This window comes from Pseudomonas sp. MT3 (genome assembly GCF_054720805.1).
On the sequence record NZ_JBTVPY010000032.1, the window covers coordinates 41,300 to 61,540 of the forward strand.

15 protein-coding genes and 1 pseudogene are annotated in these 20,241 nt (G+C 69.1%); 6 read left to right on the plus strand and 10 right to left on the minus strand.

Features of this window, described 5'->3' with window-relative positions; translation table 11 throughout:
• Positions 1–806: 806 nt before the first annotated feature.
• A pseudogene (locus tag ACYCAX_RS24660) lies at positions 807–1,010 on the plus strand (HAMP domain-containing protein); the annotation flags it as partial.
• Positions 1,011–1,163: 153 nt separating this feature from the next.
• On the plus strand, positions 1,164–1,868 hold the full coding sequence (locus tag ACYCAX_RS24665) for a methyl-accepting chemotaxis protein (protein WP_460249074.1): 705 nt from the start codon (positions 1,164–1,166) through the stop codon (positions 1,866–1,868).
• 208 nt (positions 1,869–2,076) lie between these two features.
• Here ACYCAX_RS24665 and ACYCAX_RS24670 read toward each other — a convergent pair whose 3' ends face one another.
• Both ACYCAX_RS24670 and cra read right to left on the minus strand, forming a co-directional pair.
• Entirely contained in the window at positions 2,077–2,856 is a 780-nt protein-coding gene (locus ACYCAX_RS24670; RefSeq protein ID WP_460249063.1) for a TatD family hydrolase, read from the minus strand.
• A 4-nt stretch (positions 2,857–2,860) separates the two neighbouring features.
• The gene (gene cra, locus ACYCAX_RS24675; protein ID WP_460249075.1) at positions 2,861–3,853 is read right to left on the minus strand and encodes a catabolite repressor/activator; all 993 of its coding nucleotides are present in this window, start codon (positions 3,851–3,853) and stop codon (positions 2,861–2,863) included.
• Between the two features lie 213 nt (positions 3,854–4,066).
• On the opposite strand from cra, the gene ptsP reads away from it, so the two are divergent.
• From ptsP to ACYCAX_RS24690, 3 genes are read left to right on the plus strand one after another with little or no spacing between them, the layout of a single operon-like run.
• Positions 4,067–6,946, plus strand: a complete 2,880-nt coding sequence (gene ptsP, locus ACYCAX_RS24680) for a phosphoenolpyruvate--protein phosphotransferase (RefSeq protein WP_460249064.1) — start codon at positions 4,067–4,069, stop codon at positions 6,944–6,946.
• Entirely contained in the window at positions 6,946–7,881 is a 936-nt protein-coding gene (gene pfkB / locus ACYCAX_RS24685; RefSeq protein WP_460249065.1) for a 1-phosphofructokinase, read from the plus strand. The genes ptsP and pfkB overlap by 1 nt, the downstream gene beginning before the upstream one ends.
• A 26-nt stretch (positions 7,882–7,907) precedes the next feature.
• Positions 7,908–9,647: a PTS fructose-like transporter subunit IIB gene (locus ACYCAX_RS24690; RefSeq protein WP_460249066.1), complete on the plus strand. Its 1,740-nt coding sequence runs from the start codon at positions 7,908–7,910 to the stop codon at positions 9,645–9,647.
• Between the two features lie 170 nt (positions 9,648–9,817).
• On the opposite strand, the gene ACYCAX_RS24695 is transcribed toward ACYCAX_RS24690, so the two are convergent.
• Genes ACYCAX_RS24695 through arnB form a run of 8 tightly spaced genes read right to left on the minus strand, consistent with a single transcriptional unit; the run spans position 9,818 to position 18,714 of the window.
• Positions 9,818–11,200 carry a UDP-glucose dehydrogenase family protein gene (locus ACYCAX_RS24695; RefSeq protein ID WP_460249067.1) on the minus strand — a complete coding sequence of 461 codons (1,383 nt, stop codon included), beginning with the start codon at positions 11,198–11,200 and terminating at the stop codon, positions 9,818–9,820.
• Positions 11,201–11,239: 39 nt separating this feature from the next.
• Positions 11,240–11,680 (minus strand): 4-amino-4-deoxy-L-arabinose-phosphoundecaprenol flippase subunit ArnF, encoded by a 441-nt coding sequence (arnF, locus tag ACYCAX_RS24700; RefSeq protein ID WP_460249068.1) that lies wholly within the window; start codon positions 11,678–11,680, stop codon positions 11,240–11,242.
• Complete coding sequence (arnE, locus tag ACYCAX_RS24705; RefSeq protein WP_460249069.1) at positions 11,677–12,021, minus strand: 4-amino-4-deoxy-L-arabinose-phosphoundecaprenol flippase subunit ArnE; 345 nt, start codon at positions 12,019–12,021, stop codon at positions 11,677–11,679. The genes arnF and arnE overlap by 4 nt, the downstream gene beginning before the upstream one ends.
• Positions 12,018–13,664, minus strand: coding sequence for a lipid IV(A) 4-amino-4-deoxy-L-arabinosyltransferase (gene arnT / locus ACYCAX_RS24710; RefSeq protein WP_460249070.1), 1,647 nt, complete (start codon positions 13,662–13,664; stop codon positions 12,018–12,020). Before arnT ends, arnE begins: the two co-directional genes overlap by 4 nt.
• Positions 13,661–14,548 carry a 4-deoxy-4-formamido-L-arabinose-phosphoundecaprenol deformylase gene (gene arnD / locus ACYCAX_RS24715; RefSeq protein WP_460249076.1) on the minus strand — a complete coding sequence of 296 codons (888 nt, stop codon included), beginning with the start codon at positions 14,546–14,548 and terminating at the stop codon, positions 13,661–13,663. The genes arnT and arnD overlap by 4 nt, the downstream gene beginning before the upstream one ends.
• Positions 14,545–16,563 (minus strand): bifunctional UDP-4-amino-4-deoxy-L-arabinose formyltransferase/UDP-glucuronic acid oxidase ArnA, encoded by a 2,019-nt coding sequence (arnA, locus tag ACYCAX_RS24720; RefSeq protein ID WP_294977492.1) that lies wholly within the window; start codon positions 16,561–16,563, stop codon positions 14,545–14,547. The genes arnD and arnA overlap by 4 nt, the downstream gene beginning before the upstream one ends.
• Entirely contained in the window at positions 16,560–17,567 is a 1,008-nt protein-coding gene (arnC, locus tag ACYCAX_RS24725; protein ID WP_294977493.1) for an undecaprenyl-phosphate 4-deoxy-4-formamido-L-arabinose transferase, read from the minus strand. Before arnC ends, arnA begins: the two co-directional genes overlap by 4 nt.
• A gap of 7 nt (positions 17,568–17,574) precedes the next feature.
• Positions 17,575–18,714 (minus strand): UDP-4-amino-4-deoxy-L-arabinose aminotransferase, encoded by a 1,140-nt coding sequence (arnB, locus tag ACYCAX_RS24730; protein WP_460249071.1) that lies wholly within the window; start codon positions 18,712–18,714, stop codon positions 17,575–17,577.
• A gap of 292 nt (positions 18,715–19,006) precedes the next feature.
• Here arnB and ACYCAX_RS24735 point away from each other — a divergent pair.
• Positions 19,007–20,241: pyridoxal phosphate-dependent aminotransferase (locus tag ACYCAX_RS24735; RefSeq protein ID WP_460249072.1), on the plus strand; the 1,235-nt coding region annotated here is incomplete at its 3' end.

The following is a 20,241-nucleotide window of genomic DNA, read 5'->3' on the forward strand; positions in this document are numbered from 1 at the left end:
AAAGCCTGCAACTGATCGGCAATGGCCAGCAGATCCGCCGCAACGTCGAAGCCTACAACGACCTGTTGCAGATCAACGGCGTGCTCGGCCAGTCCGGCAAGGGCGGTGGTATCGAGGAGCGCATCGCCCGGTTGCACAAGGACCTGCAGGCACAGATCGATGCGCTGCAGCCGGTCACCCAGGATGCCGAGCAGGTTGCCGAGTTCAACGCCAAGCGCGATGAGCTGCTCAATTCCTTCAAGGGCGTCGAGTCCGAGGGCTCGCTGCAGAGCAAGGCGGCGATGGCGGCGCGGCTGCTCAACCAGGTCCAGGTCTTCAACAAGCTGCTGGTGTCCCAGGCCGGCCTGAGTCAGGACGACGCCCGCGACGTGCGCCAGCTCGCCGAGCTGATCACCGCGGTCACCCCACAGGTCACCGGGACCGTCAGCGTCGGCCGTACCCTAGGCTCCAGTGCGCTGGGGCAGGGCTTCCTCAATTCGTCCTCCAGCGACAGGTTCAACGATTTGCAGCAGGAGCTGGAAAAGCTCCACGCCGAGTATGGCCTGAAGCTGCAGGACGCCCTGGGCGGCAGCGCCGCCGCGCAGGCTGCGCTGGCCGCCGACGCCGATGCCAGCCGCGACACCCTCAAGAGCCTGGGCAAGTTCTTCGAGGACAAGGTGGTGATGGCCGATACCTTCGACATGCCGTGGGCCGATTTCTACGAGCAGGTCAGCCGGGCGATGGACAAGACCTATCGCCTCGACGACCAGGTGCTGGCCTTCATCGACGGCGCCCTGCAGGAGCGCCTGGCCAGCAAGCAGCGGCAGATGCTGTTGCTGGTGGTGGCGCTGCTGGTGGTATTCCTCGCCATCGGCTATCTCTACGGCGGCTTCTATGTGTCCACCCGCACTACCCTCAAGAACCTGGGGCAGATGATGGAGCGCGTCGCCTCCGGCGACATGACGGTCACCTTCCGTGCGCAGAGCCGGGACGAACTCGGCGAACTCGGGCAGGCGTTCAACCAGACGGTGGCGAAGATCCATGACCTCATCGAGCGGGTCGGCCGTACCGTCGCCGAGGTCGAGCGGCAGACCGTGCGCGTCGAGTCGGTGTCCGCCGAGAGCAACCAGGCGGTGACCGGCCAGCGCAACCAGATCGAACAGGTCGCCACGGCGATGAACCAGATGGCCGCCACCGCCCAGGAAGTGGCGCGCAGCGCCGCCGTCGCGGTGGGCAGCGCGCACAACGTCAACCAGGAAACCGCCAGCGGCCGTGCCCTGGTGGAGTCGCAGGTGGGCAGCATCCAGCGCCTGGCCGGCGAGATCGATGAATCGGTGGCGGTGATCAACCAACTGGCGGCCGACAGCGCGTCCATCAGCCGCGTGCTGGATGTGATCAAGGGCATCGCCGAGCAGACCAACCTGCTCGCGCTCAACGCCGCCATCGAGGCGGCGCGGGCGGGCGAGCAGGGCCGAGGCTTCGCCGTGGTGGCCGACGAGGTGCGCACGCTGGCCAAGCGCACCCAGCAGTCCACCGAGGAAATCGAGCAGATGATCGCCCGCCTGCAAAGCGGCGTCGGCGCGGCGGTGAAGGCGATGGGCAGCAGCCACCAGACCGCCGACGGCACCGTCAGCCAGTCGGCGCGGGTGCAACTGGCGCTGGAAAACATCCTCCAGGCGGTGGGCGCCATCGTCGACCAGAACCAGCAGATCGCCGCCGCCGCCGAACAGCAGACGGCGGTCGCCCACGACATCGACCAGAACATCGTGCAGATCAACCAGGCCGGCGAGCGCACCGCCGAGGGCGCCAGCGAGACCGAGCGCGCCAGCCGCGAGCTCAGCGGGCAGGTGGTGGAGCTCAAGCGCCTGATCGGCGCGTTCCGGGTCTGAGGCAAGGGTTTTCACCAGCAGCCCGGTATCCGCGCGAGCGCAAGGACGCTTCCCCATCTCGCGGATACCGGGTTGTCGGTGAAATCAGGATTTCAGTCGAGCGGCTTTTGATCCTGTAGGAGCGAGCTTGCTCGCGAACAGATGTTCCCTGTGACCCCGGCGCCGGGCGGTTCGCGAGCAAGCTCGCTCCTACAGAAGAGCCATCGGCTCAGGTCCAGCCGAACAATTCCATCGCATTGCGCGTGCTGGCGCCGGCCAGCTCCTCGGGGCTGATGCCCTTGAGCTCGGCCAATGCCGCGCAGATCTCCGGCAGGTGTTCCGGGCTGTTGCGCACACCCGGGTACATCGACGGCGCCATGTCCGGCGAGTCGGTCTCCAGCACGATGGACTCCAGCGGAATCTCCGGCACCACCTTGCGCAGGCGATTGGCCTGCGGCCAGGTCGGCGCGCCGCCCAGGCCCAGGCGGAAGCCCAGCCTGAGGTATTCGCGGGCCTCCTCGCGGCTGCCGGCGAAGGCGTGGATGATGCCCTGGCGCGGAGGCTTGAAGCGCTTGAGGGTGGCGATCACCGCCGCGTGGGAGCGGCGCACGTGCAGCAGCACCGGCAGTTCGAAGTCGATGGCGGTGCGCAGTTGTTCCTCGAAGATGGCCTGCTGGCCGTCGCGGTCGAGGTCTTCCAGATAGTAGTCCAGGCCGATCTCGCCCACCGCGCAGAGCTTGGGGTGGCCCGCCAGGCGTTCCAGCCACTCGCGCAGCGCCGCCAGGTGTTCGGGGCGATGGCGCGCCAGGTAGATCGGGTGCAGGCCGAGGGCGGCATACAGGTCCGGCTCCTGCTCGACCAGCGTCCAGACGTCCTCCCAGTTCTCGCGGAACACCCCCAGCAGCACCTGGCGGATCACCCCGCGCTCGCGGCTGCGCCGCAGCACCGCCTGACGGTCGTCGGCGAAGTCCGGGCAGTCGAGGTGGTTGTGGGTGTCGATCAGTTGCATCGCGTTACTCCGTGCGCAGCTTCAGCGTGCGCGCCACGGGATGTACGCCGGGGGTATAGCTGTTCTGTTCGATCGCGCTCAGCGCCAGGTCCAGGGCGCGCTCGGCGATCAGTGCGTGCTGCTGGGAGATCGCGTTGACCTTCAGCGGGACGAAGTCGAGCAACTGGGTATCGCCGAAGGTGGCGATGCGCAGCCCCGTCGGCCAGCCGTCGGGCAGCGCCTGGAGCACGTCGAACACACCTTCGAGCAGCACGTAGGAGGTGGTGATCAGCGCGTCGGGCAAACGGCCCTGGCGCGCCAGCAATTCTTCCATCAGCTGGCGGCCACAAGCGCGGCTGAAGGTCTCGCCGTGCTCGACCAGGACCTGTCCCTTGAACTCGCGCAGCGCGCTGCGAAAGCCCGCGGCGCGCTCCTGGCTGATGATCAGTTCCGAGCGCGCGCCGAGCAGGGCGATGCTCCGCGGCGCGGGGTCGAGCAGGCTGGCGGTGAGGCGCTGGCAGGCGTCGCGGTCATCGCTGACCACCGAGCAGAAACGTTGCGGATCGAGCTGGCGGTCCACCGCGATCACCGGCACGCCGATGCCTTGCAGGCGGGCCAGGCTGCCGTCGTTGCCCGGCAGGCAACTGGCGACGATCAGCGCATCGCACCGCCGCGCGCGGAACAGGTTGAGCACCTGGCGCTCGGTGTCGGGCTCGTCGTCGGAACTGGCGATCAGCAACTGGTAACCCCGGGCCCGGGCGCCCTGTTCGAGCAGCTTGGCCAGCTTGGCGTAGCTGGGGTTTTCCAGGTCCGGGAGGACGAAGCCGAGGGTGCGGGTCTGGCCGCGTCGCAGGCTGGCGGCCTGCTGGTCCGGGTGGTAGCCGTGCTCTTCGATCACCGCGCGCACGCGCTCCACCGTGGCGGCGCTGATGCGTCGCTGCACGGCCTTGCCGTTGATCACATAGCTGGCGGTGGTGACCGAAACGCCGGCCAGGCGGGCGATATCACTGAGTTTCAGCACGATGGGTTGCCGACAATTGGGGGCTTCAAGGATCACGCATTATCGAGTAACGTTCCAGTCTCAATAGGTGAAACGATTCAGCTTTCCTCGTGGACATTGCCTGGAGGCCGTTGCGGCGGCCGAAAAAGCCACAGGTCTAAGCTATTCACCGCTACAAGCGGATAACCGCCCACAACGCCGGTGTGCGCTCGCGCCGGCGAGGAGATTGCGATGCTCGAACTGAACGCGCAGCAGGTTCGCATGGACCAGCGCGCCGCCGACAAGCAGGCCGCCCTGGCGCTGCTCGGCGCGGCCCTGGAGGACGACGGGCTGGTCGCCGCCGGTTACCTCGACGGTCTTCAGGCCCGCGAGGCGCAGGGTTCCACCTACCTCGGCCAGGGCATCGCGATTCCCCACGGCACGCCGGACACCCGCCACCTGGTGCAACGCACCGGCGTGCGCCTGATGCACTTCCCCGAGGGCGTTGCCTGGGGCGATGGCCAGGTGGTGCACCTGGCCATCGCCATCGCGGCCAAGTCCGACGAACATCTGCACCTGCTGCAACTGCTGACCCGCGCGCTGGGTGACGGGGAGGTGGGCGCGGCGCTGCGTGCGGCCGAGAAGCCCGAGGACTTGCTGCAGTTGCTGCAGGGTGGCGCGCCGCAGCCGTTGCTGTTCGACGAGCACCTGGTCGGGCTGGGCGTTGCCGCCGAGGACTTCGACGAACTGGCGCTGCTTGGCGCCCGGCGCCTGAAGAAGGCCGGCTGCGTCGTCCCCGGCTTCGCCGCCGCGCTGCACGACCAGGAAGCCCTGCCGCTGGGGGGCGGGCTGTGGTGGCAGGACAGCGGGCAATGCGTCACGCGTCCCGGCCTTGTCTTCGTCACCCCCACGCGCGAGCTGAACCATGCCGGTCTGCCGGTGCGCGGTCTGTTCTGCCTGGCCAGCCAGGGCGATGCGCACCGGGCGATGTTCGAGCGCCTGTGCGACCTGCTGGTGGACGGCCGCGCCGCCGAGCTGGCGCGGGCCACGTCCAGCCGTCAGGTGCTGGAAGCCCTGGGCGGCGAATTGCCGGTGGACTGGCCGAGCGTCCGGGTTCCGCTGGCCAACCCCCACGGCCTGCACGCCCGCCCGTCGCAGGTGCTGATGCTGCTGGCGCGGGATTTCGAGGGCGAGATTCGCGTGCGCATCGCCGAGGCCGGTAGCGCCCCGGTGTCGATCCGCAGCCTGAGCAAGCTGCTCAGCCTCGGCGCGCGGCGTGGGCAGGTGCTGGAGTTCTTCGCCGAGCCGGCGATCGCCGAGCGCGCACTGGCGGCGGTGCGCCTGGCGGTGGAGCAGGGGCTGGGCGAGGAGGTCGAGCCGCTGCCCGAAACGCCGGAGCCGGTTGTCGAGGTCGTCGAAGCGCAAACGCCCGCCGCGCCGGAAGCGGGCAGCCGCCTGCAGGCCATCGCCGCGTCCCCCGGCATCGCCAGCGGTCCGGCCTATCTGCAGGTCGAACGGCGCTTCCAGTTTGCCGAGCGCGGGGAATCCGTCGAGGTGGAGCGGCAGCGTCTGGATGAGGCGCGCACGGCGATTTCCGCCGAGATCGAGGTGCTGGTGGCGCGCACCCAGGTCAAGGCGATCCGCGACATCTTCGTCACTCACCAGGCGCTGCTGGAGGACCCGGAACTGACCGACGAGGTGCAGTCGCGCTTGGCCGAAGGCGCCAGCGCCGAGACCGCCTGGAGCCAGGTGATCGAGCGCGTCGCCAGCGAGCAGGAAGCGCTGCGCGATGCCTTGCTGGCCGAGCGCGCGGCGGACCTGCGCGACGTGGGCCGGCGGGTGCTGGCTCGCCTGTGCGGCGTGCAGAGCGTCGCCGCGCCGGAGCGGCCTTACATCCTGGTGATGGACGAGGTCGGCCCCTCCGACGTGGCGCGGCTGGACCGCGAGCGGGTGGCCGGCATTCTCACCGCGCGCGGCGGGGCGACTTCGCATAGCGCGATCATCGCCCGCGCGCTGGGCATTCCCGCGCTGGTGGGCGCCGGTGCGACGGTCCTGGCGCTGGCGCCGGAAACCCTCCTGCTGCTCGATGGCGACCACGGCGAGCTGCTGGTCGCGCCCGGTGCCGAGAGGCTGGCCGAGGCCGAACGCCAGCGCGACCGCCGCCGTCGCCGCGCCGAGCGGGCCGAGGCGCGGCGTCACGAACCGGCGATCACCCGCGATGGCCATGCCGTGGAGGTCTGCGCCAACCTGGGCGATACCGCCGGCGCCGAGGCGGCGGTGGCGCTGGGCGCGGAGGGCGTCGGCCTGCTGCGCACCGAGTTCGTCTTCATGGACAACCCCCAGGCGCCGGACCAGGCGACCCAGGAGGCCGAGTACCGCCGGGTGCTCGATGCCCTGGGCGGCCGCCCGCTGGTGGCGCGCACGCTCGATGTGGGTGGCGACAAGCCGCTGCCGTACTGGCCGATTCCGCAGGAGGAGAACCCCTACCTGGGCGTGCGCGGCGTACGCCTGACCCTGCAGCATCCGCAGATCTTCCAGACCCAGCTGCGCGCTCTGCTGCGGGCTGCCGCCGGACGCCCGCTGCGCATCATGTTCCCGATGGTCGGGCAGGTGGAGGAATGGCGGCAGGCCCGCGACCTCACCCGGCAGCTCTGCGCGCAGCTGGGCGGCGAGCATGACCTGCAACTGGGCATCATGGTCGAGGTGCCGTCGGCGGCGCTGCTGGCGCCGGTGCTGGCCCGCGAAGTGGACTTCTTCAGCGTCGGCACCAACGACCTGACCCAGTACACCCTGGCCATCGACCGTGGTCACCCGACCCTCTCGGCGCAGGCCGACGGCCTGCACCCGGCGGTGCTGCAACTGATCGACATGACCGTGCGCGCCGCCCATGCCCACGGCAAATGGGTGGGCGTCTGCGGCGAGCTGGCGGCGGATGCGCTGGCGGTGCCATTGCTGGTAGGGCTGGGGGTGGACGAACTGAGTGTCTCGGCGCGCAGCATTCCGCTGGTCAAGGCGCGGGTGCGCGGGCTCGATCTGGCGGCGGCCCGCGACCTGGCGCGGGCCGCGCTGACCCTCGGCTCCGCCGCCGAGGTGCGTGAACGCGTCGCCCAGGCGCTGCCGGAGGTGGACTGATGGCCAGGCTTCTCAGCGTCACCCTGAATCCCGCGCTGGACCTGACCGTACGCCTGCCCCGGCTGGAGGTCGGCGAGGTCAACCGCAGCGAGTCGGTGCTCGCCCAGGCCGCCGGCAAGGGGCTGAATGTCGCCCAGGTGCTCGCCGATCTCGGTCATTCGCTGAGCGTCACCGGCTTTCTCGGCGCGGACAACGCCGCCCCCTTCGAGGCGCTGTTCCAGCGGCGCGGCTTCGTCGATGCCTTCGTCCGCGTACCGGGGGAAACCCGTCGCAATATCAAGCTGGCCGAAGGCAGCGGACGCATCACCGACATCAACGGCCCCGGTCCGCAGGTGAGCCCCCGCGAGCAGGACGCCTTGCTCGATCGCCTCGAGCGCATCGCCGGCGAGCATGAGCTGGTGGTGGTCGCCGGCAGCCTGCCGCGCGGCGTCGACCCCGGCTGGTTGCGCGAGCTGTTGCTGCGGCTCGGCCGGCGCGGCCTGAGGGTGGCGTTCGACAGCAGCGGCGCGGCCCTGCGCGCAGGGCTCGACGCGGCGCCCTGGCTGATCAAGCCCAACGATGCCGAACTGACCGAGGCCTGTGGACAACCCCTGGCTACGCCGGCGGCGCTGGTCGAGCAGGTCGAGGCGCTGCGGGCGCGGGGTATCGAGCAGGTGGTGCTGTCCCAGGGTGCGGACGGCGTGCGCTGGTTCGGTCCGCAGGGCAACTGGCGGGCGATTCCACCGAAGGTCGAGGTGGCGAGCACGGTGGGGGCGGGCGATTCGCTGCTGGCCGGCATGCTCCACGGCCTGCTCGCCGGCTGGCCGGCCGAGCGCGTGCTGCGCCAGGCGACGGCGGTGGCGGCGCTGGCGGTGACCCAGTTCGAGTTCGGCATCGGCGATGCGCAGCGTCTCAAGCGCATCGAGGATGCGGTGCAGGTTCAGGCGCAGGCCTGAGCGACGGAACAACACGAGGTATGACGATGAACCTTGCCCTCATCACGGCCTGCCCGAACGGCCAGATCACCAGCGTGCTCAGCGCGCGCCTGCTACGCGTGGCCGCCGAGCGCCTGGGCTGGTCGGTGTGCGTCGAGCAGCGCGATCCGCAGCAGTCCGGGCGCCAGCTCTCCGCCGCACAGATCGAGGCGGCCGACTGGGTGCTGGTGGTCAGCGCGCAGCCGCTGGAGCTCTCGCGCTTCATCGGCAAGCGCCTGCTGCAGGTGCGTCCGGCGGAGGCGCTGGCCGATCCCGCGGCCTTCCTCCAGCGAGCGGCCCGGGAAGCGGCGGTGTGGCGGGGTGACGAGCGACCGGCCAGCCCCGCCGAGGTCGCGCGAGTTGCGAAACTGGTGGCGGTCACGGCCTGCCCGACCGGCGTGGCGCACACCTTCATGGCCGCCGAGGCGTTGCAGCAGGCGGCGCAGCAACTGGGCTACGGGTTGAAGGTGGAGACCCAGGGCTCGGTGGGCGCCCGCAATCCGCTCTCCGCCGAGGACATCGCCGCCGCCGACGTGGTGTTGCTGGCGGCGGACATCGAAGTGAACAGCGAGCGCTTCGCCGGCAAGCGCATCTTCCGTTGCGGCACGGGCGTGGCGCTGAAGCAGCCGCAGGCGATCATCGAGCGCGCGCTGAATGAGGCAACGGCGGAATCCGCCGCGACGGCCGGCGCTGGCGCGGCGTCGGGAAGCAAGGAGGCGCGCGGGGTCTACAAGCACCTGCTCACCGGCGTGTCCTTCATGCTGCCGATGGTGGTGGCGGGCGGCCTGCTGATCGCGCTGTCCTTCGTCTTCGGCATCGAGGCGTTCAAGCAGCAGGGCACGCTGGCCGCCGCGCTGATGCAGATCGGCGGCGACGCCGCGTTCAAGCTGATGGTGCCGATGCTCGCCGGCTACATTGCCTGGTCCATCGCCGACCGTCCGGGGCTCGCACCGGGCATGATCGGCGGCCTGCTGGCGAGTACGCTGGGGGCGGGGTTTCTTGGCGGCATCGTCGCCGGTCTGCTGGCCGGCTATTCGGCGCGATTCATCGCGCAGTGGATTCCGCTGCCGGACAGTGTCGCCGCGCTCAAGCCGATCCTGATCATTCCATTGCTGGCCAGCCTGTTCACCGGGTTGGTGATGATCTATGTGGTGGGCTCGCCGGTGGCGGCGATGATGCGCGGGCTGACCGACTTCCTCGCCGGCATGGGCACCACCAACGCCATCCTGCTCGGGCTGCTGCTGGGCGGGATGATGTGCGTGGACCTCGGCGGGCCGATCAACAAGGCGGCCTATGCCTTCTCCGTCGGCCTGCTGGCCTCGCAGAGCTACGCGCCGATGGCGGCGGTGATGGCCGGCGGCATGGTCCCGCCGATCGGCATGGGCATCGCCACGCTGCTGGCGCGGCGCAAGTTTGCCCAGAGCGAGCGCGAGGCCGGCAAGGCGGCGCTGGTGCTGGGGCTGTGCTTCATTTCCGAAGGCGCGATTCCCTTCGCCGCCAAGGACCCGTTGCGGGTGATCCCGGCGAGCATCGTCGGCGGCGCGCTGACCGGCGCGCTGTCGATGCTGTTCGGCTGCAAGCTGCTGGCACCCCACGGCGGGCTGTTCGTGCTGCTGATCCCCAACGCGATGAACCACGCGCTGCTGTACCTGCTGGCGATTGCCACGGGCAGCGTGGTGACGGGCGTGCTCTATGCCGTGCTCAAGCGCTCCGAGGCGGCGCCGATGATGGTGATGGGGCAGGTGTGACGGAGACCAGCAGCGGACTCTGTCCGCGATCGGCTTCCGGCGCATTTCCACCGCGCCGATGTGGCGATGTTCGCGAGCAAGCTCGCTCCTACAGGAAAGCACCGGAGCCGTTCTGTAGGAGCTTGCTCGCGAACCGCCCAGCGCCAGGCGCCGACAAGTCGGGAACGGCCTCAGGCGCGGTGTCGGTGACCTTGCTCGACGACCTGCGCCGGCACGGGTAGGCGGTAGGAATCGCCGCGGCCCATCGCGAAGTATTCGAAGCCGTAGCGGGCCATGCGTTCGGGGTCGAACAGATTGCGGCCATCGAAGATCACCGGGGACTTCAGGCGTCCGGCCATCAGCTCGAAGTCCGGTGCCTTGAACTGCCGCCATTCGGTGCAGATGATCAGGGCGTCGGCGCCCCCCAGGGTGGCTTCCGGGGTGCCCATCAGGGTCAGGCGTTCGTCGTGTCCGTACAGGCGCTGGGCTTCGGGCATGGCCTCGGGGTCGAAGGCGCGCACCTTGGCGCCGGCGGCCCACAGGGCTTCCATCAGCGTGCGGCTGGGAGCGTCGCGCATGTCGTCGGTATTGGGTTTGAACGACAGGCCCCAGAGGGCGAAGGTGCGGCCCTTGAGTTTGCCGCCGTAGTAATGACGGATGCGCTCGAAGAGCTTGTTCTTCTGCCGCTGGTTCACCGATTCCACCGCCCGCAGCAGGTCGCTGGAGCAGTGCGCTTCCTCGGCGCTGTGGATCAGGGCCTGGACGTCCTTGGGGAAGCATGAGCCGCCGTAGCCGCAGCCGGGGTAGATGAAGTGGTAGCCGATGCGCGGGTCGGCGCCCATGCCCTGGCGCACGGCCTCGATGTCGGCGCCGACGTGCTCGGCCAGCTCGGCCATCTGGTTGATGAAGCTGATCTTGGTCGCCAGCATGCAGTTGGCCGCATATTTGGTCAGCTCGGCGCTGCGCAGGCTCATGCTGATGATGCGGTCGTGGTTACGGTTGAACGGCTCGTAGATCTCGCGCATCACGTCCAGCACGTCCTGGCTCCCGCAGCCGATGACGATGCGGTCGGGCTTGCGGCAGTCGGCCAGGGCGGAGCCTTCCTTGAGAAACTCCGGGTTGGAGACGATCTCGAAGTCCAGCGTCCGGCCGGTCTCGGCGAGTACCTGCTGTACCTGCGTCCTGACGCGGTCGCCGGTGCCCACCGGGACGGTGGATTTCTCCACGATGATCACCGGCTGGGCGCGGTGGCGGGCGATGCCCTCGGCCACGTCCAGCACGGCGCGCAGGTCCGCCGAGCCATCGGGCAGCGGTGGTGTGCCCACGGCGATGAACTGCACGCGGCCGTGCCCGGCGGCTTCGGCCACGTCGCTGGTGAAGCGCAGGCGCCCGGCTTCCAGGTTGTCCTTCACCAGCTCCGCAAGGCCGGGTTCGTAGATGCTGATCTGCCCGTGCTTGAGCCTGGCGATCCTGTCTTCGTCGATGTCCATGCACAGGACGTCATGGCCGACCTCCGCCATGACGGCGGCCTGCACGAGCCCCACATAGCCGATACCGAATACGCTGATTTTCATGCTGTGCTCTCCCGATGAGGGCTCATGACCGGTTGGGGGTCAGTCGAACTGTGTGAGTTTTTGGCGAGCGTCGCCGGATTTGATGACGTTTGTTCCGTCGCGGCGGCGCGGTGCGTTGATCGTGATCACACCGGCGATGACCAGGCCGACGCCTAGCGTGCGCGATAGCCCCAGCGGCTCGCCCAGGCCCGGCAGCCAGGCGGCGCCGAGGTAGACCAGTGCGTAGCTCAGGCTGAGCAGCGAGTAGGCGCGGCCCAGCGGCAGGTGATCGAGGGCGACCAGCCAGCACAACATCGACAGCGCGTAGGCCAGTACCGCGCCGGCCAGCACCAGCAGGGCGGCCGGGTCGAGGCTGGCGAGGGCGTCGAGCCACTGGTCGGGGGGCGGCAGGCGGGTCATGCCCCAGCGCATGCCCAGCTGCGCGCCGCTGACCAGCAGCACGCAGCCCAGGGCGAGGACGATGCCGCGCCCGGCGCTCATGACTGCAGCCCCAGCAAGGCCACGCCGGCCACGATCAGGGCGACGCCGCACCAGTGGCGCGCATCGATGGGCTCGCGGAACAGCGCCCGCGCGGCCAGGGTGACCAGCACGAAATTCAGGCTGAGCATCGGATAGGCCAGCCCCACGTCCAGGCGTTGCAGCAGCAACAGCCAGAGCAGCAGGCCGCCGCTCAGGCAGGCGATGGCCAGCAGCAGCCAGGGGCTGAGCAGCCTGGCCGGCCAACTGCGTTCGCTGCCGCGCCAGCTTTCCACCGCGAGCTTCTGGGCGATCTGTCCCGCACAGGTGAACAGGCACACACCGGTCAGCATCAGGGCGATCATGGCGCGGCCTTCGGGATCAGCAGCACCACGAGGTGGTTCTGCCGGTAGCTGATGGCGTCCTTGGGCATCTGTGCCAGGTCGTGCTCGTCGCTGCTGTCGTTGACCCGCAGCAGCACGCCGACGGAACCCTCGGTGCGGGCCCTGGCGATCCAGGCCTGGGCTTCGTCCAGGCTGATGCTGCGGCCGGCGCCTTCGGGATAGCCGAGGCCGTACTTCAGCTCGCCGACGGTGTTGAGCAGGTTGACGTCGCTGCGCCCGGTACGCCAGCCCAGCGCGGTGGCGGCGCCGAGGTCGTTGCTCAGCAGGCTGTGGGCAGCGCGCAGCTCGTCCAGGTGTTCGAGGACGAACTGGTCGGGCATCTTGCTGTTGACCAGGCGGTTGGGCATGGCCGTGGGCACCAGCGCCACCAGTATCCACAGGGCGAAGGCCGGCGCGGCCCACAGTTGCGTCGGCCGTATCAGTTGCAGCGCGCCGCAGACCAGCCAGGCGATGCAGACGATGCCGAGCAGCAGCACGCTGGGCGTTTCCCCCCGGTACAGGGGATGGCGCAGTTGCAGGACCGCCAGGGCGACCAGGGCGACCAGGCCGAGCAGCAGGTTGAGCGCACCGTTCAGGCGCAGCACCCGCTGGCGGCTGCGTTGCAGGGCATCCGCCAGGCTGTCGGCGATCAGCAGGGCCAGCGGCGCGAAGCACGGCATGATGTAGGTGGGCAGCTTGCCCTTGGCCAGGCTGAAGAACAGGAACGGCATGGCGAACCAGAGCAGCAGGAAGCCCAGCCGGGGATCGTGCAGGCGGGCGCAGCCCTTGCGCAGCGCGGGGACGACCAGTACGGCCCAGGGCAGGGCGCCGGCGAACAGCAACGGCACGAAGAACCAGAAGGGCCGGCCGTGCTGGGCGTCCTCGCCGGCGAAGCGGCGGATGTGCTCGTGCCAGAAGAAGAAATTCCAGAAGTCCGGCTCGCGGGTGTGGATCATCAAGGCCCAGGGCAGGCTCGCCAGCACCGCCACCAGCACCGCCAGCGGGCCGTAGCGCAGCAGCTCGAGGAAGCGCCGGTGCAGCAGCGCGTAGGGCACGCCGACGATCACCGGCAGCAGGAAGGCGAGGAAGCCCTTGGTCATGAAGCCCAGCGCGCAGGCCGCGCCGAGCAGGCTCCAGGCGGTGGCGCGCGTCCGTGGCGTGGCGGCGTCGAAGGCGAACCAGAGGGCGGCGAGGCTGAGATTCACCCAGAGGGTGAATTGCGGGTCGAGGTTGGCGTAGCCGGCCTGCCCGATGATCAGCCCGAAGCTGGCGTACAGCAGACCCGCGGCCCAGGTACGGCGCGGGTCGCTCCACAGGCGCCGGGCCACCCACAGCACCAGCAGGGTACTGAGGGCGGTGACCAGCGCCGAGGCGAAGCGTGCGCCGAACAGGTTCTCGCCGAACACCGCCTGGCTCGCGGCGATCAGCCAGTAGCCGCCGGTGGGCTTTTCGAAATAGCGCAGGCCCAGCAGGTGCGGCGACAGCCAGTCACCGCTGCGCAGCATGGCCTGGGCGATCTGCGCGTTGCGGGTTTCGTCGGGGATCCACAGGCCGTGGAAGCCCAGCGGCAGCAGGATGCCGAGCACGAACGCGGCCAGCAGCGTCGGGTAGGCGAGGCGTTTCATGCCTGTTGCACCCCCAGCCAGCCTTCGCGGCCGGCCAGTTCGCCGCGCACCAGGCGGGCGACGGGCAGGGTGGTGGGGTCGTCCGGCAACAGCCGGCCCAGCGGAACGAAGCGGATGCCGCTGGCCCGTGCCTGGGCCAGCAAGCGGCGGAAGTCGTGGGCCATGAGAATGCCCTCGACCTCGGCGTGAATGGTGTACAGGTTCAAGGCGTCCATGTCGAAGCGGGAAAGGATGTAGTCATTGAAGGCGGACGGCGCCACCTGCGGACCGACGACCTCGTCGAAGGTCGGCATGTCCACCGGGATCTGCGGGGTGCCGGCGCGGCCGTCGGCCAGGCGCGGGCGGAACAGCGAGCGCCCGCGGCAATCGCTGTTGTAGCGGAAGCCGAAGCGCTCCTTGGCTTCCACGGTGCGCTCGTCGGCGCGCCAGCCGGCCACCGCCGAGCATTCCACCGGGTTGCCGAGGATGTCGGCGAGGGTGTCCACGCCACGGCGGATCTGCTGCTCCAGTTGCTGCGCGCTCCAGCGTCCGGCGTTGGCCTGCCAGCCGTGGTGGTCCCAGGCGTGCAGGCCGACTTCGTGGCCGGCGTCCTGGGCGCGCCGCATCAGGTGGCCGAGGTCGCGGCCGATCGGCTTGCCCGGCCAGGCGGTGCCGGCCAGGAGGATGTCCCAGCCGTAGAGCCCGGCGGCGTTGGAGCGCAGCATCTTGCACAGGAACTGCGGGCGGATCAGGCGCCACAGGTGGCGGCCCATGTTGTCCGGGCCGACGCTGAAGAAGAAGGTTGCCTTGACGCCGGCTTCGTCGAGCATATCCAGCAGCCGCGGCACCCCTTCACGGGTGCCACGGTAGGTGTCCACATCGATACGCAGTCCCGCGCGCATCAGGCGATGCTTTTCAGCGGTACGGCGTGCGGTGCGCCGCCGGAGCGCTCGGCAAGGGCTTCGCGCAGGAAGAAGTCCAGCGTCTTGCCGATGGTCTCGGACAGCTCGACCGTGGGTTCCCAGTCCAGCAGGCGGCGGGCGTTCCTGATGCTCGGCTTGCGGTGCGAGACGTCCTGGTAGCCGTCGCCATAGAAACTGCGGCTTTCCACTTCGCGGAAGCCGGCGAAGGGTGGGAACTGGTCGCGCAGCGGGTGGGCCTCGAACTGGCGCAGCAGCTCTTCGCCCAGTTGACGGATGCTGGCTTCGTTGTCCGGGTTGCCGATGTTGACGATCTGCCCGTCGCAGCGGTTGCCCTCGTTGTCGATGATGCGCGCCAGTGCTTCGATGCCGTCGTCCACGTCGGTGAAGCAGCGCTTCTGCGCGCCGCCGTCGACCAGGCGGATCGGCGTGCCTTCCACCAGGTGCAGGATCAACTGGGTGATGGCGCGCGAGCTGCCGATGCGTGCGGAGTCCAGACGGTCCAGGCGCGGCCCCATCCAGTTGAACGGACGGAACAGGGTGAATTTCAGGCCCTTCTGCCCGTAGGCCCAGATGACCCGGTCGAGCAGTTGCTTGGAGACCGAGTAGATCCAGCGCTGCTTGTTGATCGGGCCGACCACCAGATTGGACTTGTCCTCGTCGAAGTTGGCGTCGCTGCACATGCCGTACACCTCGGAGGTGGACGGGAAGATCACGCGCTTGCCGTACTTCACGCAGTAGCGGACCAGCTTGAGGTTTTCCTCGAAGTCCAGCTCGAACACGCGCAGCGGGTTGCGGGTGTATTCGATGGGCGTGGCGATGGCCACCAGCGGCAGGACCACGTCGCACTTCTTGATGTGGTACTCGATCCACTCGGTGTGGATGCTGATGTCGCCTTCGACGAAGTGGAAATCCGGGTTGGCGCGCAGGCGTTCGATGGCGTCGGAGCCGATGTCCAGGCCGTAGACCTCGTAGTCGCCGCCCTGCAGCAGGCGCTCGGAGAGGTGGTTGCCGATGAAGCCGTTGACGCCGAGGATCAGCACGCGGGTCTTGCGCCTGGCCTTGCGCGCCGCGCCCTGCAGGCGGGAGCCCTGCACCAGGCCCATTTCGCGGGCCAGTTGCGGGCCGGCGAGGAACAGGCCACTGTCATTCTGCTGGCCGGAAAGGATTTCCAGCGAGTCTTCGCCGCAGGCGATGCGCAGGGGATCGACCGACAGCACCGAGCCGGGCGCCTGGCCGCCATTGCCGCTGGCCACGCGGGAGCTCCAGACAATCAGCTTGCGGTCGCCCACGGGGGCGAAGGCGCCGGGGTAGGGCTGGGTCACCGCGCGGACCAGGTTGTGCAGCTCGCGGGCCGGACGCTGCCAGTCGATGGCGCCGTCGGCCGGGGTGCGGCGACCGAAGTAGCTGGCGCGGGATTCGTCCTGGGCGACTTCCTGCAGCTCGCCACGCGCCAGGCGCGGCAGGGCGGCGGCGAGCAACTCGCGGGTGGCTTCGCGCAGCTTGCCGTGCAGCACCAGGGCGGTGTCGTCGGTGCCGATGGCAACGCTCTGCTGGGCGAGGATGCCGCCGGCATCGGCGCGCTTGACCATGCGGTGCAAGGTCACGCCGGTCTCGGTCTCGCCGTGGACCAGCACCCAGTTGGCCGGAGCGCGGCCCCGGTAGCGCGGCAGCAGCGAGCCATGCAGGTTGTAGGCGCCCTTGGCGGCGCAGGCCAGCAGCTCTTCGCTGAGCAGGTGGCGGTAGTAGAAGGAGAAGATGTACTGCGGCTGCAGCTCGCGGATGCGGGCAATCCACAGCGGATGGTTGACCTCCTCCGGGGCGTGCACGGGGATGCCGTGGCGTGCGCAGAGCTGCGCGACGGAACCGTAGAAGCGGTTTTCCTGCGGATCGTCGGCATGGGTGAAGACGGCGTCGATCCGGTAGCCGGCGGCGAGCAGGGCTTCGATGCCGGTACAGCCGATGTCGTGGTAGGCGAAGACGATGGTCTGCTGGGTCATGGCTGGAGGGACTCGAGAGAGGACGACGGGGTGGTTGTGCGGGCTTCGAGCACGGCCCGTGGGCGGACGACGCGCTCGATGAAGAAGCGCGGGCGGGCGCGCACGTCGTTGTACATGCGGCCCAGGTACTCGCCGAGCAGGCCCATGCCCACCAGTTGCACGCCGGTGAAGGTGAACAGCACGGCGAACAGCACGAATACGCCGTGGCCGGCCCACGCGGCGCCGAAGATCAGGCGCAGGGCGAGCAGCAGCAGGGCGAAGCAGAAGCCGGCCAGCGCCATCGTGCCGCCCACCAGCGACAGCAGGCGCAGCGGCGTGGTGGTCATGCAGGTGACCAGGTCGAACATCAGGTTGATCAGGCGCATGAAGTCGTATTTCGACTCGCCGTGCTCGCGCTCGGCGTGGGCCACCAGGATCTCGCTGGTGTGGCGGGCGAAGCTGTTGGCCAGGATCGGGATGAAGGTGCTGCGTTCGCGGCAGGCCAGCATGGCCTTGACGATGCTCGCGCGGTAGGCGCGCAGCATGCAGCCGTAGTCGCTCATGGCAACGCCGGTGGAGCGCTGCACGGCGAGGTTGATCAGCTTCGACGGCCAGCGGCGCAGGGCCGAGTCCTGGCGCTGCTGGCGCACGCTGCCGACCACGTCGTAGCCCTGCGCGGCCTGCTCGACCAGGCGCGGGATTTCCTCCGGCGGGTTCTGCAGGTCGGCGTCCAGGGTGATCACCAGGTCGCCACGGCACTCTTCGAAGCCGGCCATGATCGCCGCGTGCTGGCCGTAGTTGCGGTTGAGGATCACCGCCACGACGTGGCTGCCGGGAGCCTCGGCGGCCTCCAGGAGCAGGTCGGCGGAACTGTCGCGGCTGCCGTCGTCGATCAGGATGATCTCGTAGTCGCGGCCCAGCGTGTCGCAGGCCGCCGTGGTGCGTCGCAGCAGCTCGGGCAGGCTGGCCTCTTCGTTGTACACCGGGATGACGATGGACACGCGATGGATCGGATAGGGTTTCACGATGGCGTCACCGGGTGAGGGTTTCGATGGCTTCCACCACGCGGTCGAGGTCGCCGGTGGTCATGTCGGGGAACAGCGGGATGGAGCACAGGCGCGCCGAGTTCCATTCGGTGTTGGGCAGGTGCACGTCGGGGAAGCGCTGGCGGTAGTAGCTGTGCAGGTGGCTGCCGATGAAGTGGATGCCACTGCCGATACCGCGCTGCTGCAGGGCCTGCATGAAACCGTCGCGGTCGATGCCGCAGCGCTCGGCGTCGATGCGCAGGATGTACAGGTGCCAGGCGTGGTCGTGAGGCTGGTCCGGCACCGCCAGGGGCTCGACCGGCAGGCCGGCCAGGCGCTCCCGGTAGGCCGCCGCCAGTTCGGCGCGGCGCGCGTTGATCGCTGCCAGGCGGTCGAGCTGGACCAGGGCGATGGCCGCGTTGATGTCGGTGAGGTTGTACTTGAAGCCGGGCTCGATCACCTGGGCCTGGGGCTTGCGGCCGTGGGTCAGGCGGTCGTAGGCGTCCACGCCCAGGCCGTGGAACTTGAGCATGCGCACGCGATCGGCCAGGGCGTCGTCGTCGGTGACGAACATGCCGCCTTCGGCGCAGGTCATGTTCTTGATCGCGTGGAAGGAGAAGATCGCGGTGCCGCTCTGGCCGATGGGCCGGCCCCGGTAGCGGGTGCCGGCGGCGTGGGCGGCGTCTTCGATCACGGCGATGCCGTGGCGCTGCGCCAGCGCGTTGATCGGGTCCATGTCGGCGGCGGCGCCGGCGTAGTGCACCGGGATGATGGCGCGGGTACGCGGGGTGATCGCCGCTTCGATGCGCGCGGCGTCGGTCATCAGGGTGTCGCGGTCGACATCGACGAACACCGGCGTGGCGCCGAGCAGGCAGATCATGTTGGCGGTGGACACCCAGGTCTGCGACGGGGTGATCACCTCGTCGCCCGGGCCGATGCCCAGCGCCAGCAGCGCCAGGTGCATGCCGCCGGTGGCCGAGGCCAGCGCCACGGCGTGTCGGCAGCCGATGGATTGAGCGAAGCGCTGTTCCAGTTCCTGGTTCTTCGGGCCAGTGGTGATCCAGCCTGAGCGCAGCACCTCGTTGACCGCCCGGATCTCCTCGTCACCGATGCCGGGGCGGGAGAAGGGGAGGAAGTTCATGTCCATGCGATGAGTCCTGACGGGCCGGGCCACGCTGCTTGAGTGCCGGAACGCTAGCGAGACGCTCGTTAAGAACCCGTTAAGTACATGTGGTGAAACTGTCATCGCCGCTCTGCGACCGTGCTGCGCGGCTTGTCCGAGGCAGAGGCGGTCTGTCGGGAGTGTTCTGAAAACGACCTTTTGCTGTCGGTAATCGCTGTTGAACAGTCGTTCATCCTTGGCTATGGTGGCTCCACGCTCTGGCGGACAAAAACTCCAATACCCGCCGGACAAGCCGTCATTCGGATGAGGTCTTCGCATGCGTTATTCGTCGCTTGTGGACAGGATGCTCGGACCCGGCGTCGCCGCCTGGGACATTCACTACGCGGCCATCGCCGCCCAGCGTGAAGGCCGGGACGTGATCGTCCTGAGCGTCGGCGACCCGGATTTCGCCACGCCGGACTTCATCACCGAGGCCGCTGTCACCTCGCTGCGCGCCGGCGATACCCACTACAGCGACGTGGCCGGGCGCCCGGAGCTGCGCCAGGCCATCGCCGCGCTGCACGAGCGACGATGCGGGCAGGCGGTGGCGGCGGAAAACGTCATCGTCGTGGCCGGTGCGCAGAACGGTCTGTTCGCCGCCGCCATGTGCCTGCTGGAACAGGGCGACGAAGTCATCGTCTTCGACCCGGTGTACGTCACCTACGAGGCCACCCTGAAATCCACCGGTGCCGTGCTGGTACCGGTGCCGACCCGCGCCGAGCGGGGTTTCCGCCTCGACGCCGCGGACCTGGCCGCCGCCATCACCCCGCGCACCAAGGCGATCTTCTTCGCCAACCCGAACAACCCCACCGGCGTCGTGCTCAACCGCGAGGAACTGCTGGCCATCGCCGAACTGGCTGGGGCCCACGACCTCTGGGTGGTGGTGGACGAGGTCTACGAGGGGCTGACCTTCGAACGCGAGCACCAGGGCTTCGCCGCGCTGCCGGGCATGGCCGAGCGCACCCTGAGCATCGGCAGCCTGTCGAAATCCCACGCCATGACCGGCTGGCGCGCCGGCTGGATCGTCGCCAACCCGACCCTGGTCGAGCACCTGGAAAACCTCGCGCTGAACATGCTGTACGGCCTGCCGGGCTTCGTGCAGGAAGCCGCGCGGGTGGCTGTCGAGCGGCACGATGAGGTGGTGTCGTCGATGCGCGGGATCTATCGCCGGCGTCGTGACCTGGTGGTTGCTGCGCTGAGCGATTGCCCGCGGGTAAAGGTGCTGAAGCCCGAGGCCGGCATGTTCGTGATGGTGGACGTGCGCGATACCGGGCTCAGCTCGCTGGACTTCTCCTGGCGGCTGTTCCATGCCACCGGCGTCTCGGTGCTCGATGCGGCGGCCTTCGGCCCGCAGGCGGAGGGCTTCGTGCGGCTGTCGTTCGGCCTGAGCGATGAGAGCATGGCCGAGGCCTGTGCGCGGATCATTCGCTTCGTCGAATCCCTTCCGGCGAATGCAAAGTCTGCCCCTGTAGGAGATTCTATGTCTACCCCGCCGTATCGGCCGCAGGCCGA

Bases quoted from the DNA above. Each gene is read 5' to 3' on its own strand.
- ACYCAX_RS24665 (WP_460249074.1), top strand. From the start codon at position 1,164: ATGGCCGCCACCGCCCAGGAAGTGGCGCGCAGCGCCGCCGTCGCGGTG.
- ACYCAX_RS24670 (WP_460249063.1), bottom strand. From the start codon at position 2,856: ATGCAACTGATCGACACCCACAACCACCTCGACTGCCCGGACTTCGCC.
- ptsP (WP_460249064.1), top strand. From the start codon at position 4,067: ATGCTCGAACTGAACGCGCAGCAGGTTCGCATGGACCAGCGCGCCGCC.
- pfkB (WP_460249065.1), top strand. From the start codon at position 6,946: ATGGCCAGGCTTCTCAGCGTCACCCTGAATCCCGCGCTGGACCTGACC.
- ACYCAX_RS24690 (WP_460249066.1), top strand. From the start codon at position 7,908: ATGAACCTTGCCCTCATCACGGCCTGCCCGAACGGCCAGATCACCAGC.
- ACYCAX_RS24695 (WP_460249067.1), bottom strand. From the start codon at position 11,200: ATGAAAATCAGCGTATTCGGTATCGGCTATGTGGGGCTCGTGCAGGCC.
- arnF (WP_460249068.1), bottom strand. From the start codon at position 11,680: ATGAGCGCCGGGCGCGGCATCGTCCTCGCCCTGGGCTGCGTGCTGCTG.
- arnE (WP_460249069.1), bottom strand. From the start codon at position 12,021: ATGATCGCCCTGATGCTGACCGGTGTGTGCCTGTTCACCTGTGCGGGA.
- arnT (WP_460249070.1), bottom strand. From the start codon at position 13,664: ATGAAACGCCTCGCCTACCCGACGCTGCTGGCCGCGTTCGTGCTCGGC.
- arnA (WP_294977492.1), bottom strand. From the start codon at position 16,563: ATGACCCAGCAGACCATCGTCTTCGCCTACCACGACATCGGCTGTACC.
- arnB (WP_460249071.1), bottom strand. From the start codon at position 18,714: ATGGACATGAACTTCCTCCCCTTCTCCCGCCCCGGCATCGGTGACGAG.